This is a genomic window from Methanoculleus sp., assembly GCF_030019085.1.
Lineage (GTDB): Archaea > Halobacteriota > Methanomicrobia > Methanomicrobiales > Methanoculleaceae > Methanoculleus.
On the sequence record NZ_JASEFJ010000015.1, the window covers coordinates 1 to 14,392 of the forward strand.

Here is a 14,392-nt window from a genome sequence, read left to right on the forward strand (position 1 = left end):
CCGGGGTGACCTCCTTGCCCAGACGCTTCTGCAGGGTCTGGTGAGCAAGGTCCATGCTGACGATGACCGTCCTGCGGATATCGTCCCAGAACTGCTGCATCGCAGCGTTGTTGACGAAGTGCAGGTCGTCACCCTCGACGAAGACGCCGGTACCGGAGACCTCATAGGTCATCAGCTGGCGCTGCCCAAGCGGGATACCGCCAAGGTGGCAGCGCACGGGGTCGTACATGGAGATACCGCGCTCCATCTCGATAGCACGGCTCGCCTTTACGAACTCCATCTTCCGGGGGGACTGCTTGATGCCACCGAACTTGTAGTACTCCGTCGTGTTAGACTGGACATCCTGTCCCTGGAACTTCTCCTTGAGGGATTTCAGGAACAGTTTCTGGGTTCTCTCAATCTTTGCCATTCTTGATCACTCCTTTCTCGGCATGAAGCCGTATTTCGTCCGCAGCGAGTGGATCCGCTGGATGTATTCGATGTACTCTGTGTCTTCGCGGTAGGGTGTACCTACGAGCGAGTGGAAGATCGTCGTGTGCTCCTTGAGCCAGTTCTCGTCCATCGGCTTGCCTATAACGACCGGCCGGTCGAGCGGCTCGCCGATCTGGTTCTTGACGTAGCGGACGATCCCATCCTCGCCGAGTACGCTCCTCTGGAGCATATCAAACATCATGCCGTCCTCGGCAAGACGTAGCGAGTGGCCGTGCACCGTCGCACCACGGATACCTGTGCGGGCCGGGTCGAGCAACTCGGTCTCGACAAGTTCCTTTGCGTACTTCTCCAGGTCACGCTCACGGCACTCGACGATCTGACGGCCGGAGAGCGTACCCGGGTCGATACCGCGGAAGCGGTAGCACTCGGTGTAGGTCCGCTGGTATGGGTGGCAGGGCGCGAAGAACATCGAATCCGTGAACTGGATGTAGCGGACGCGGTCGCCGGCCTTAGCACCATCTGTCGGTGTTACGATCTTCCTGATGGGACAGTCTGGCTCCTGCTGCTCGGCGAGCGGCGGGTGCGCTGTCGGATAGGCGGCTCCCGGCGCCCTGTGGCCCAGAAGCAGCACGATGTCCTCATCAGTCACATCACGCATCTTTTCAAGTTTCTGGTTTGGGTTCATCTGCTTTCGCCGGTTTGCGGCGACCTTGGACGTACCCGGTCCATATTGGGGCTTGTATGCCATGTTTCTTTCACCTCATGTTGGGCTTTTTAGCACTTTCATAACGGCACGGATAACTTCTGCCAGTTTTTCCCTCTCAGGTGTCTGACCCCGAGTTACACCGCTGACTATCTCCATAACGATGCCTTTCGTCCGTATCCGGTCGGGTGGTGGCATGACCACCGCTGTCCTGACTCCCTCTTTGGCGAGATCCTCAAAGTCTATCGGGGCCTGGGAGACAACTATTGCCCGGATGTTCGCGTTCTCAAGGATAAACCGTACCTTCTGCACCACATGTGAACGAACGTTCCCGTGGTGGAGGATGGCAACCTTGTGCTGCTCGATCTGGGCAACCTCTTTTGAGGTAAGCCCGAAGTAGGCTCCGAGAACGTGACTGGCGACTGGTGAGTCCGGCGGAACCCCACTGCCCGCATTGAGGACAAGTGTGGTTACGGAGAACTCTGCCCCCTCCCTCCGGAGACCGGCGGTTATGTCACAGACGGGCTTTGTCACGTGTCTGCGACCCGGGGACATACCTACCACTATCACGTCCGGGGACCTGGTCTCGGAGATTGTCCCGCGCTGGGCAAGACCCCCTCCTTTCCCCATCCCCATGCTCTCGCGGCAATCGACAACCTGGGTTACTCTTCCGATCGGCATCTCACTTGTTTCCCTGTATTATAACGGGGCCTTCTTTTTTCCTCGGATCGACCAGTCCAAGGATTTTAGTGTCAGCATCAGGTCCGTACTTCGCGTAGTCGGACACCGTCGGCCTGGTCTTCATAAACCGCCCTTGCTGGACAGTGCAGGAGAAGCCCTTATCAGCAAAGACCTCGTCAACGGCTTCTCCGATGGCCGGGATATACGACTCGTCCTCGAGCTCCAGGATGATTGTTCCAACCTGCACCTCAAGCTGCACATCCTGGTCACCGACGCGGATAACCTTACGGTCAGGGTGGGGGTTGGGCTGCCCCCGTGCCGGGCCGTAGGGAACAGTAGCGGGAACGCTCGGTCCATTTATGGACATCCGACGGATCCCACCGACCTGAACAAGCCTGTTCAGGAGTTTTTCCGCTGTTTCGGGTCTGAGGAATCGCGCAGACACGATTCGAACCTGAGGGTATATGGCTTCAGTCATCAGTATCCTTGAGTTATTTACACACCCTGTGCGATCTGCTGGATCGGCTTGTTGAAGACGTCGACTTTACCGTAGGTGTCAGCGTAGATCTTCGAGGTGCTCTCCGGCGAGAACATCTGCGTTCCGGCATCGAGCGACATCGCGGCGACCACGCACGGGATAGCCACACCTGCGGCATGCCGGGTCACGACGTGGTTACCGTTGAAGACACCTGGACCGCCACCTCCGTAGATCGAGTGGCTGAAGAACGAGAACCCGACGGCGGTACCCATGACACGGCCGTAGTCACAGCCGGGGAGACCGGTCTCGTGCTCAACCAGATCGTTGAAGTACAGCAGCGTCGACGAGACCGCCTGTGCAAACCGCCCGGCACCACAGTTGACCATCGTGGCCGCCATGGTTCCTGCAGCGGTGTAGGCGTTCCAGAGCATTGGGTCCTTCGTGTCGTAGAACTGGAAGTAACCGCCCTTCTTACCGGGGGTGATGACCCTGTCCTCGATGGCGCGCTCGACCAGGCTCTGGACGACCGTACCGATCGTGCCGGTTGCGCCGTTTGCCTTTACGAGGTCATAGACCAGGTTGTTCGCGTTCAGGCCCTGGTAGGCATAGGTGAGGAGCTGAGCACGCTCGAACGGACCAACGGCGTTCCCCATCTCAAACATTCCTGCCTGCTCGAACGTGGACGAAAGGGCTGCACCCTGCATCGCGTTCTTGTTGGTCATCATGACAACATGGTTGACCGGGATGTTACGGAGTGCGTAGCCGAGACCTTCGTTGTTCTGGGGGATCGACAGGATGGACGTGACGTTGGCACCGGTAAGGTCCATCGTGTGCGGGTAGGAACCCCAGACTGCCGCCTTGACCATCGCCGCGTCGAATGAGTCGACATTGAACTGGTCGACGATCGCAAAGGTCGTCGCAGCAGCGACAGTGGTTACCGCCACATCGTAGGTGGATGCAGCCTCCAGCCGAACTTTGGGCACCTCAACAAGGATGAGTTTGCCGCCGCTGAACTCGCGGATGTTGGTGTCGTCGCCCTCCTCGACCTGGACCATCTCCTTGATCTTGGAGATAACGGCGTCCTTGTTGCCGACGATATCGAGGTTCAGCTCCCGCCCGAGAACATGTCCCTTCGCTACCTTTCCGACCTTCAGGCCATCCTGAATACCACCAAGGTTGACAGCAACCGTCCTCTTGGTGAGGTCGATGATCTTCCTGATCGCCGGGTTGATCACCGGACTGATCTTCTCCAGCGCCACACCGCTCTTCAACAGCTTGCCTGTATCATCGTACAGGTCAATTGTTTCTTTGTATTTTGCCATAATTTTCCTCCATTACCCTCTTTAAGTGCATACAATCCAGGAATGTACTATGAACCTTAATCGCATCGCTGACTGTCTCTGCCGGTGACTACTGCACGTCCTCATGGGACAAAAAGATAATAACCCACTCCGACGATATAAGTGTTGCTATTTTGTTCGCTATTGACCATATAAAATCAATCTTGATCTTAAATAACTGCTGGAAAAATCCGGATTGCTCACGATGGCTTGCCGATCCATCCTGCGCGCAGGTAATAATAATCTAACGGTATAGTAACACATTGTACTATTTTTTAGAACACATGCTGCAACAGGTATCCTATCATCGGTAGAGTATGTATATACAACAAAAATAGACCCTCTCAATTGCTAACAACCACGGGACATCTTCTGGCCCCAATAGGCAACAAGGTCTTTAAATAGGGGTTTTGAGACGGTTAGCAGAGAAAAAATTAAAAAAAATTCAGGCCTCGATCAACTGGTAGATCTTACCATAGATCGTCTGGCCCTTACGCTTTCGGTGACGCTCCCCGAGGTCACCCTCGTATAGAGCGAACCGACCTTTGATGCCGTCCATATCGATATCGACATCCTGACGATAGGCAAACCCCGGCATCATGAGATCAATGGTGCCAAAGACGTAGATCTCGCCTTCCACCATCTGACCACCGAGACGGCTCTTTGCATTGCCCTTGATGACGATCCTGCCACCCTCAGCATGGGTCGCCACGTGGACATCGACGTCTCCACCGATGATTATCTCGCCACCGGTCATGAAGGTGCCGATATCGCTTCCAGCGTTGCCCGAAACGATGATCTTCCCGCCGGACATGCCACGCCAGTCACCACGGTATGCAGCACCCAGATAGTTTCCTGCGTTGCCGTTGATGATGAGTTCTCCACCCTTCATGCCGGTTCCGGCAAAGGAATCAACGTTCCCGTTGACCGTGATCCTGCCGCCCTGCATCCAGGCCCCGACGTACATGTCGAGGTCGCTGTTGACGACTATCTCACCCCCGGTCATCTTCATCCCGATGTACTTGACCCGTGAGAGATCGCCGTTGATGACGATCTTTGTAGTTTCGGGCGTCGCCCCGGCCCTGCCAGAGACCTCGAAAAACTCGCCGAGTCGGTGCTGTTCTCTGCCCACGTAGACATGGAGATCAGCGATCTCTTCCACCTTCTTCCCTGCAAACGCATCGGGGGTGATGTTGTCAGCCTCAAGATACAGATCAGGCTGGTTTTTCATGGTGAGTGTAACGGTTTCCATCCCTCTTCTCACCTCACTGTGTGGCATCAACCTCGATCACGTAAGGGTTCGGAAGGTAGTGCCCCGAAACCTCGTAATTGTTCAGGGTGACAGTATAGTAGCGCAGGAACTTCTCCCTGACATCACGCATCACCTGCGGGTTCTCGTTCACCTTCGCGTTTACCCATAGCGTCCGCTTGTTGCCGTTGCTCACGATCTCATGGTCACGGATGACCTGGACTCCGGTCTTGAAGAGGTGCTCCGCACTGGAGAAAGCTGTCTCGATATCATCCGGCGCATAGGGTTCGTTCGGATTGAAGTCGTAGACAGCCACATCCGCATCGAGACCAGGGGCAAGCCCGCCATAGATCTGTGACAGGCCGAGCGCCTTTGCCGGTCCAGCCCGTGTCATCTGCGCGATCTCATAGAGATCGAGTTCGCGATCGATCCCGGCCAGGTTTGTAGCATCGATGACCTTGTCCCTGTACTTGAAGGAGTCAATCTGCTGGTTGCGTGCCTCCTCGCTCATAAGCCACTTCATGATCCGCGGGTAGCGGGTGAAAGGCCCGGCGTTCGGGTGATCAGTTGAGAGGAAGACCCGCATTGGATCCTTCGCGAGCAGCGCAAGTTCAAGGCCGATACACCACTGGATAGCACAGACCTTGATGCTCGGACTGTAGATGTAGGGGACGACCCCCGAACCGGTCTCGAGTTCAACGTCGGTATTAGCCCATTTCAAGTGGTTCAACTCGGTTAGGTGATGTTCGAACGGCCCATCTGCGGTCATGGTGGTGGTCTCGTCGAGCGTCACCGCACCCAGGTCGATGGTGATGTTGTCGTGCGAGTTCACGTAATCGATGATCTCCGGGGCTTTTGACTCAAAGTTCGCCCATGAATCACCGCCGTAGGAGTGGAACTGAACATGGGTGTGATGCATCACCTGATCGCGGCCGAACTTGCTCCTGGGCCTGATACCCTCCGAGAGCCGGAACGTATCAAGCGTCGTCGTGTAGTTGCCTGGATTACCCAGATTGTTTGCGTGAATGTGCATCGAGTGCGGGAGACCGAGGTACTCGTTTGCCTCGATCAAGCCTTTCACGATCTGCGCAGGAGTGATGTTGAAGTAGGGGACCGGATCATGTATGTTCTCACAGTTCAGACCCCAGCCCCAGGCCTCGGTGCCGCCCGGGTTAACCACCTTGACGGCGTAACCCTTTGTGGCCCGCAGGAGCCAGGCAACGTAGGCTGCCGTGTTCTCGATCTCGTCATTCCTGAGATACTCGAGCACAAACCAGTTATTCCCGAAGACCGGGTAGGCACCCTGGTCGAGGATAGGGGTGTCCCGGATCTCCTCATGGGTATGCCGCGCGTATAGCGGCGGCATGGCCGCCTCCATCACCGTCGTGTAGCCCATGCGGGCGTAGTTATAGCCGGTACGGATGGTCGTCGGGACAGAAAACCCGCCCTGCATCCGCTCGACACCGCTCCTCGGTTTGTAGGTGAAGAGTTTGTCCTCGGGGCGGAAGTTCCGGCCGACATTAACCTTCGGCCCGGCAACGTGAGCGTGGACATCAACACCGCCGGCCATGACAGTCTTACCCGCGGCATCGATGACCTTCGGGTCCTTGACCTCGCTCGTCTCGACAAACTTACAATCCTTGATGGCTATGTCAGCTATATCTCCCCTGATCCCGATGACCGGATCGAAGACAAAACCGTTCTTGATTAGATATTCTGCCATCGCTTACACCCCCTGGAGTTCCTTGATACGCTCAAGAACACGGCGGAGGAACTCTTCATCGGTCATCATGCCATCCGGCGGTTCAACGACCTTCCTGGTCTCTATCGGCACGTTGTCCATCCTATATGCACATCCACCGACCTCGACGCCAACAAAAGCGACCGGGACATGAACCTTGCAGACCTCGGTTGTCGGCGTCTCGTGTGGATCGATCGCAACCGACGGGAGCTCGTAGATCTTCCTGACCGAACTGAACGGGAAGTGCGCCCCCGGGTCGCTGGCGATAACCAGGACGGCATCCACCTCATCCCTCCGGAGTAGATCGTTTGCCGTCGTCTCACCGGGGTTGTAGCGGGCAAATCCGCGGGAGAGGTCCACTGCGTAGGGGAAGCCGAACAACCAGCCCCAGACCTGACCGGAACCTGTAACGTTGTAGTGTCCCCGCATCGGCATAATGGCCGCTTTTGTATACTCGTTTAAGTCACGGGTAACCGCAATGGCCGCATCGATGTTATGGTTCTTTCCAAGCGACTGGGTCACACCCATGCCGAAGAAGATGATCACAAACCGCCCACTCTTCAGCATCTCGGCGGCCTCATAGATCTTCTCTTTCGGGATTCCGGCAACAAAGTCCGGGAGTTGTTCACCCTTGAACGCAACACGGAATGCATCGAATAGTTCGTAGTCGCGTCCCTGCTCGACCTGCAGATGGATGTCCGCAACGTTCGCGGTGTCGGTCGGACGGGGGTCGACGACGATCACCTTACGTGCGGTGTGACCCTTGCCCGTGAAGAATCCACGTGGAAAGATCGAGTAGCGGGACATGTGTCGTGGATGGGCGTGGGCAGGGTTGCATCCCCAGAAGAGGATCCGATCGGCACGGTTCTTGACCTCACCGAGCGTGCAGCTCGGGATACCGATATCCTGGACCGCAATAAGGGACGTTCCATGACAGACTGTCGCAGTGTTGTCAACGACCGCCCCGACCACCTCACCGATCTCAGAGCCGATAGCCTGAGCTTCACAGTTGGTGGAACTCCAGCCATACATCAGTGGCTTTTTTGCGTTGACGAGTATCCTGGCGGTGTAGTCGATAGCCTCGTCGTATGTGATCTCTTTCCATGACCCGTCATCCTGCCGCATTCGCGGCCGGGTGATACGGTCTTTGGCCTGGGAGTGGAGGAACTTCTCAGCACCGATGGCACAGGCGTTGTAAACCTCATGGAGTTTCCTCCCATCGTCGCTGACGACGACCTCAATGTCGTCGCAGAGCGTTCCGCAGAACGGACAGATTACATCGGTTACGGTCCTGCTCATGATGCCAGTTCACCCCTGCACCCTTTGCGCACAAGTTCAAGCGAGTTCAGAACCGGTTCGTTCCTGGCGACCTCTACTGTAACTGGAGTGCCTTTGAATGTCGGCATCCCTGTGGAGTAGGTGTTCGGGTTGACCACCATGTTTGCCCACGGACCCATCGGGATAAACGCTATACCTGGGTGAGGACCCTGTGTTGCCTCCACCGCCTTCACGACTACGCTGCCGTAGTCGCTCGTGACGCGTACGTTCGTGCCACGGAAAGCCCCTAGTTTTCTGAAGTCTGTCGGGTCGAGCTCGATGATCCCGCAAGCGGCGGTGTAGGCGGGTTTTTCCTTACCCGCCTCCATCGACACACCCTGCTGGATGGTACGACCCGTGATCAAATTTACTCTGATTGCCATTGGTATTCATCCCCTGTCTATATTGGTATATTATTTACATGGCAATTATCCTATCTGGCAAGCTCGTTGAACGGGCTTGGACCAAGGTCTTTGACGGTCTTGACGACGTCTTCGATGACTTTGGCCCACTTCGCACCCTCCGATGCAGAGACAAAGGTCATCCTGAGGCGTTTGTCGTCAAAACCAATGTTCTTGAGGACATTCTTGAGAAGGAACATCCTCTTGGCGGCCTTGTAGTTGCCCTCCAGATAGTGGCAGTCACCGAAGTGACAGCCTGAGACGAGCACCCCATCCGCTCCGTCCTGAAATGCCTTCAGGATGAAGAGAGGATCAACCCGACCGGTGCACATAACACGGATGGCACGGATATCCGGGGGGTACTGAATACGGGAGCCGCCTGCAAGGTCCGCACCGGCATAGGAACACCAGTTACAGATGATGGCAAGGATCTTCGGCTTCCAGTTCTCGTCTGCCATTTACTGTTCACCTCCAAGGAGGAACGCATCGATCTGTGCAATGATCTGGGGGGTAGCAAAGTGCTGCATCCAGATTGCGCCACCCGGACAGAAACCGCCGCATGTCCCGCAGCCCTTGCACTTGGCCTCGGTGACCTGCATGACCTTGCGCCCATCTTTCTCGACGAGAGAGAGAGCCTGGTATGGGCAGAGGTTGACGCACATTCCACATCCAGCGCACTTTTCCTCGATACACTGGGCGAAGTATGGCTCAAGCTCCACCTCTCCAAGGTGAATCGGGATGGACGCCGCGGATGCCGCGCCTTCGGCCTGGGCAACCGTGTCCGGGATATCCTTTGGCCCCTGGCAGACACCCGCCAGGTAGACACCGGCGGTTGTGGTACCGCAGGGATTGAGCTTCGGGTGAGCCTCGAGGAGCCAGCCGTCCTGCGAACAGGACACACCAAAGAGCCTCCTGGTCCTCTCAGTCTCGGCGCTGGGCTGGATCGCAGCCGCAAGCACGACCAGATCGACTTCCACATCGACAGGTCGACCGAGGAGTGTGTCTTCAGCGTTGACATGGAGGTTCTTTGTGACCGGATCTTCGAGGATGTTTGCAACCCTGCCGCGGATGAACTTTGCACCCTCATTCTGGATGCGGTAGTAGAACTCCTCGTACATCTTTCCAAATGACCGGATGTCCATGTAGAAGATGTAGGGCACCGCGCCCGGGATCTTCTCGATGATCTGGTGGGCGTGCTTGAGGGAGTACATGCAGCAGAACCGCGAGCAGTAGGGCTTACCGACGCCGGTGTTGTCACGTGACCCTGCGCAGAGCACGAACCCGATCCTCTTTGGGGTCTCGCCGTCGCTTGGGCGGACTAGGTGACCACCGGTCGGGCCGGAAGCACAGATCAACCGCTCAAACTCAAGGCTTGTGATTACGTTGTCATACCTCTTGTAGCCCCACTCGGTCTTCTGCTCGATCGGGAAGATATCATAGCCTGTCGCAAGGATGGCGGTACCTACCTTGATTTTCACGAACTCGTCCGTTGCGTTCAGGTCGACCGCCTTCTTATCGCCGCAGATATCGACACAGAGACCACACTTGACGCAGGCATCAAAGTCGACAGTATAAAGCAGCGGGGAGACCTGCGGGTGGTAGATGTAGATCGCTTTCCTCGGGGCCATGCCGACCTCGAAGGGGTTCGGTTTTATGACCGGGCAGACACCCTCACAGTCACCGCAGCCATTGCATCCTCCACCGACATAACCACGGGCTTCTGCCTCTTCCGTCGTGAGGACACCACGCGCCTTCTTCCGGAGGGTTACATCAAAGTTACCGATGTACCCCTCGACCGCCTCGACCTCGGTGTAGGTCATGAGTTTGATATTCTCGTTACGGTAGACATCCACCATCTTCGGGGTAAGGATACACTGCGAACAGTCCAGCGTCGGGAAGGTCTTGTCGAGCTGGGACATCCTGCCACCAATGGTGGGGTTCTTCTCCACAAGGTAGGTCGTGATACCCGCATTTGCAAGGTCAAGCGCAGCCTGCATGCCGCCGACACCGCCACCAACGACCAGTGCTGCCTTCTCAACAGGGACACTCTTCGGGATGAGGTCTTCGAGGAGAGCTGCTTTTGCTACGGCGATCCTGATCGCGTCCTTTGCCTTCGCGGTGGCCTCTTCGGGCTGGTGCATGTGCACCCAGGAGTTCTGCTCGCGGATGTTTGCCATCTCGAACCGGAATGGATTCAAGCCACCCATCTTGGTTGCGCCACGGAACGTGGGCTCGTGCAGACGGGGTGAACAGGCCGCTACGACGATTCCGGTCAGATTATGCTCTTTTATGGCCTCTACAATCTTGTTCTGTCCGGGGGTAGAGCACATATACTGATAATCGTCTGCAACGGCGACGTTCGGGAGCTTCTTGGCGTATTCCACTACCGACTTGATATCCACGGAACCCGCGATATTTGTACCACAGTGGCACACAAAAACGCCAATTCTTGGCTCTTCGTTCTTTTTGACTTCTGCCATGTATTTGCACCTCACTGGATCTTCCTCAGGAACGGCTCAACATCGACAGCATGAAGGTCGAGTCCCAGCTCATCCGGGCTCATGCCCTGCGCCAGTCCAAGGAGTTCGTTGTAGTGCAGGATCGGGAGTCCCCAGGTTATGCCAAACTTGTCATGGATCTCGAGCTGTCCCCTGTCGAACTGCAACTGGCAGAACGGACAGACCTCGGTCAACGCATCCGCACCCACTTCCTGCAGGTTGATCATCTTCTCGTTCGTGATGTCAAGCGCATGTGCCAGGTCGTATCCGCGGACACCACCACCGGCACCGCAGCACTGCATCTTGTTGCGGTACTGGACCGGCTCAGCTCCGAGCGCAGCGACCAATTCATCCAGCCACATGGGGTTCTCGGTGTCGCCGAAGTGTCGATCCTTCTGGGGCTTCATCAGGTGACAACCATAGTGGACGCCAACCTTTACACCCGTCAGAGGGCGGGTGACGCTCTCGGCGACCCTGTCGACACCCACGATCTTGGGGTCGTAATAGAGCTCAGCAAGGTGCCATACATCGATGGACCCCTTGTACTCCATATCAATCTCTGCAAGCACCTCATTGACCCCATCACGGAGTTCATCGTTGTGCTTCAGTTTATGGTTGACTTCCCAGATCGATTTGTAGCAGCCGTTACAGATCAAGGCAATATCCATACCCATCTGCTCGGCAAGAACCAGGTTTCTGGCCGCCATCGCATACCAGATGTTCAGGTCGATCGAGCCAAATGCGCCCGGTGCCGGGCAGCAGCTTGCGCCCTTCAGGGGTAGCAGTTTGATCCCCAGTTTCTCACTGGTCTTTATGGCTGCCGCCTCGATACCCGGGTAGCGGTTCGGGGCGACACACCCGAGGAAGAACGCATACTGATGCTTGTTATTTTCGCTCATGGTCTCACTCACCCTCCGCCAGTATCCGGTCAGCACGTTCTTTCAGCCCGTAGTGGTCCAGGATCTTCCTGATACCGGGAAGGTACTCGGGATACTTGTGCGTTGTCTCCGGTTCCGCGTCGAGACCCAGTTTCTTCCGGGCAGCCCGGTTTGTGTCGTTGTTCGGGACACCGTGACCGGTCTTGTAGATGAGCTGGACGGTCTGGAGGAAGTTGCGCGGAATTATGTCACGCCTGGCAGCAATGTTCCTCATCGCCATGATCGCGTCAGTCGGCGCGAGATCACGGGGACACCGGTCGGTACAGGTGTAGCACGTTGTGCAGAGCCAGAGGTCCGGGTCAGTCAGGGCTTCCTCTTCAAGACCGAGGACTGCCTTGCGCATGAACAGCCGGATGCGATAGGAACTCCGCGGTGCCGATGGGCACGATCCGGTGCAGGTGCCGCACTGGAAACACATGTGGGCAGCCGTCTGCCCGATCTTCTCAACCTCCTTGAGAAACTCGGGATTGGTGTCAGAAACGTAGTACTTACGGTCCCGGAGTTTCTCAGCGAGTTTCTGGTCTTTATAATCTTTCTTCACTGCCATTGACTATCCCTCACGCCTTCTCTGCCTCTCTCAGAACCTTGACCTCAACCTTGCCAGAAACAGCCTCTTTGACCTTTGAAGTCTTCGTTACGAGCAGTTTCTCCTTAATATCCTTGAAGAGATCAGTATCCTTCTCCTGCATCCGGATACCCGTCCGCTTCAGGATGATCGCATCCTCGCTCGGGCAGGCGTTAACACAGGCACCGCAGAAGATACAGAAGTCCTTGTTGATGGCTATATTGGGCTCAATCCGCCCTTTCATCAGCTTTGCGGGGAGAGGGCTGGGCAGGTAAAGCGCATCGCAGGGACATACTTCGACACAGGTCGAACAGCCACCGGGGCACTTGTCGGCGTTGATCTCGATCTCCCCTTCAAAGATCTTCTCGACGGTGATCGCCTCTTCAGGACATGTGTGTACGCACCAGGTGCAGGTGCAGCAGTTGTCCTGCTCGATATCGACCTTACCCGGCAGTTTGGTGCTGACGAACTCGCGCTCCAGGGTGATTGCATCCTTGGGGCAGGCCTCAACACAGATCGTACAGCCGTCACACGTGCTCTCTTCCCACTTTACCTCACCTTCGATCTTGGCGGTCTCAGGGGTTTTGGGCTTGCGAACAACGGTAATGCTCGGGCAGAGCGCACCGCAGATCCCGCAGTAGTCGCACTTCTCGGTATCGACGGTAAACGTCGTCTTGGTCTCAAGTGCAGACTGGCGCGGTTTGCCGGCTTCGTCAGAGCCCTCGAAGACCGGGACATCCCGGTTGATGGCATCCCGCGGGCAGACCTCATCACAGATGGTGCAACGGACGCACTTCTCTTCGTCGATCTTGGTGACCATGTCGTATGTGGGGAATCCCTCTTTCTCGACGATCGGGAGCCTCTCCTCTCCGTCGATCTTGAGTGTCATCGCGTTGAAGGGGCACATGATGACGCAGACACCACAGTAGGAACACTTCTCGGGGTCGACGTCTACGGGTTCAGCATAGTCGATCGCCCCACGGCGTGTTGCACCAACCGGGCCGAGCACGATTGCCTCTTCCGGACAGGCGTCGACACAGATGCCGCAGCCCGTACAGGTCTCAGCGTTCAGGATCAGGTTGTTTACCGCCTTCAGGAGCCTCTGCTCCATGATGACGTTCTGTCCTTCCCGCGTTTTAGAATACTTTGGAAACAGTGCCATACTCTTGTATCACTCCTAGGCTTCCACTTTTCGGGCTCTTGCCCGGCTTTCCCAGGGTCCTGCAAGCCTTATAACTCCATAGGGACATGCCTCGACACAAACGCCGCAACCGGCGCAGAGCTCCGCGTTGAAATCAAGGATAACGGCTTTGCCGTTTACGACCTTGTAGATCTTATCCTTGGTTACCGGACCTTCGGTATAGAGCTCCAGAGCATCGACAGGACATGCCACCACGCAGTTGTTGCAGCCAGTACATTTCTCCATATTGACGTGCAATGCAAATGCCATGGTTTCACGCACCAGATCTGATCGATTAAAAATCGATATGAAAAGAATTGTCAAAGAATATACATAAACTTTCTGAATTTCGACAGCCTTATATTCCGGTAGCACGATTATTCGCAGCATTTTATAAATCAAACAGATTACTATGTTGACCCATTACACCGGATAACACCATTAAACGTGTTTCCGGCACAATCGAAGGAAAATAAAACATAAATATCAGTTAGGTAATGTTGGTGAAAATTAGTGGGTAAACGCCAACGCTGGCAGCGGTGTCATAGACCACGTCATCCCGGGGTGTTGAGGGGATAGCCAATTCGCACCTTCCCGGGGAGATGAGATCCGTCGCGCGGTGAGAACAGCATCCATTTTACGTACCAGCCAATTTTTCGCCCCCTCTACAGGAGGCCCCGCAACCTACCCCAAAAAACCCGGGCCCCTGCGCCCATACCCCTCTACCGAATCCGGAGTGTTGCTGTTGCGGAGGAGTGTGCAACGGATCACTCCATCTTACTTACCCTTCTCCGGGGTGCTACATCACCACGTAAAAAAGAAACCTTATTCTGTCCATATCGTAACATTGTAGCAAACGAGGTGTAATT

General features: G+C 55.9%; 14 protein-coding genes and 1 pseudogene. All 15 read right to left on the reverse strand.

All coding sequences use genetic code 11. From position 1 onward, the window contains the following. Window positions 1-409: pseudogene (locus QMC91_RS07165) on the reverse strand (methyl-coenzyme M reductase subunit alpha); the annotation flags it as partial. A gap of 6 nt (window positions 410-415) precedes the next feature. Then, window positions 416-1,180: a coenzyme-B sulfoethylthiotransferase subunit gamma gene (mcrG, locus tag QMC91_RS07170; RefSeq protein ID WP_300237187.1), complete on the reverse strand. Its 765-nt coding sequence runs from the start codon at window positions 1,178-1,180 to the stop codon at window positions 416-418. Window positions 1,181-1,192: 12 nt separating this feature from the next. After that, complete coding sequence (gene mcrC, locus QMC91_RS07175; RefSeq protein WP_300237189.1) at window positions 1,193-1,816, reverse strand: methyl-coenzyme M reductase I operon protein C; 624 nt, start codon at window positions 1,814-1,816, stop codon at window positions 1,193-1,195. Between the two features lies 1 nt (window position 1,817). Further along, complete coding sequence (gene mcrD / locus QMC91_RS07180) at window positions 1,818-2,294, reverse strand: methyl-coenzyme M reductase operon protein D (RefSeq protein ID WP_300237190.1); 477 nt, start codon at window positions 2,292-2,294, stop codon at window positions 1,818-1,820. A 17-nt stretch (window positions 2,295-2,311) separates the two neighbouring features. After that, entirely contained in the window at window positions 2,312-3,616 is a 1,305-nt protein-coding gene (mcrB, locus tag QMC91_RS07185; RefSeq protein WP_300237191.1) for a coenzyme-B sulfoethylthiotransferase subunit beta, read from the reverse strand. Between the two features lie 463 nt (window positions 3,617-4,079). Further along, complete coding sequence (locus QMC91_RS07190; RefSeq protein WP_300237193.1) at window positions 4,080-4,886, reverse strand: formylmethanofuran dehydrogenase subunit C; 807 nt, start codon at window positions 4,884-4,886, stop codon at window positions 4,080-4,082. A gap of 13 nt (window positions 4,887-4,899) precedes the next feature. Next, window positions 4,900-6,606, reverse strand: a complete 1,707-nt coding sequence (locus QMC91_RS07195; protein WP_300237195.1) for a formylmethanofuran dehydrogenase subunit A — start codon at window positions 6,604-6,606, stop codon at window positions 4,900-4,902. 3 nt (window positions 6,607-6,609) lie between these two features. After that, window positions 6,610-7,923 (reverse strand): formylmethanofuran dehydrogenase subunit B, encoded by a 1,314-nt coding sequence (locus QMC91_RS07200; RefSeq protein ID WP_300237197.1) that lies wholly within the window; start codon window positions 7,921-7,923, stop codon window positions 6,610-6,612. Then, complete coding sequence (locus QMC91_RS07205) at window positions 7,920-8,324, reverse strand: molybdopterin dinucleotide binding domain-containing protein (protein ID WP_300237198.1); 405 nt, start codon at window positions 8,322-8,324, stop codon at window positions 7,920-7,922. The genes QMC91_RS07200 and QMC91_RS07205 overlap by 4 nt, the downstream gene beginning before the upstream one ends. A gap of 50 nt (window positions 8,325-8,374) precedes the next feature. Next, the gene (locus QMC91_RS07210) at window positions 8,375-8,800 is read right to left on the reverse strand and encodes a hydrogenase iron-sulfur subunit (RefSeq protein WP_300237200.1); all 426 of its coding nucleotides are present in this window, start codon (window positions 8,798-8,800) and stop codon (window positions 8,375-8,377) included. Then, window positions 8,801-10,822, reverse strand: a complete 2,022-nt coding sequence (locus QMC91_RS07215; protein ID WP_300237201.1) for a CoB--CoM heterodisulfide reductase iron-sulfur subunit A family protein — start codon at window positions 10,820-10,822, stop codon at window positions 8,801-8,803. Between the two features lie 11 nt (window positions 10,823-10,833). After that, a complete protein-coding gene (hdrB, locus tag QMC91_RS07220) occupies window positions 10,834-11,739 on the reverse strand; it encodes a CoB--CoM heterodisulfide reductase subunit B (RefSeq protein ID WP_300237203.1) in 906 nt (301 codons plus the stop codon). A gap of 4 nt (window positions 11,740-11,743) precedes the next feature. After that, window positions 11,744-12,325 (reverse strand): CoB--CoM heterodisulfide reductase subunit C, encoded by a 582-nt coding sequence (hdrC, locus tag QMC91_RS07225; RefSeq protein WP_300237204.1) that lies wholly within the window; start codon window positions 12,323-12,325, stop codon window positions 11,744-11,746. A gap of 10 nt (window positions 12,326-12,335) precedes the next feature. After that, window positions 12,336-13,505 carry a 4Fe-4S binding protein gene (locus tag QMC91_RS07230; RefSeq protein ID WP_300237206.1) on the reverse strand — a complete coding sequence of 390 codons (1,170 nt, stop codon included), beginning with the start codon at window positions 13,503-13,505 and terminating at the stop codon, window positions 12,336-12,338. Window positions 13,506-13,520: 15 nt separating this feature from the next. Then, on the reverse strand, window positions 13,521-13,793 hold the full coding sequence (locus QMC91_RS07235) for a 4Fe-4S binding protein (RefSeq protein ID WP_300237268.1): 273 nt from the start codon (window positions 13,791-13,793) through the stop codon (window positions 13,521-13,523). Between the last annotated feature and the right edge of the window lie 599 nt (window positions 13,794-14,392).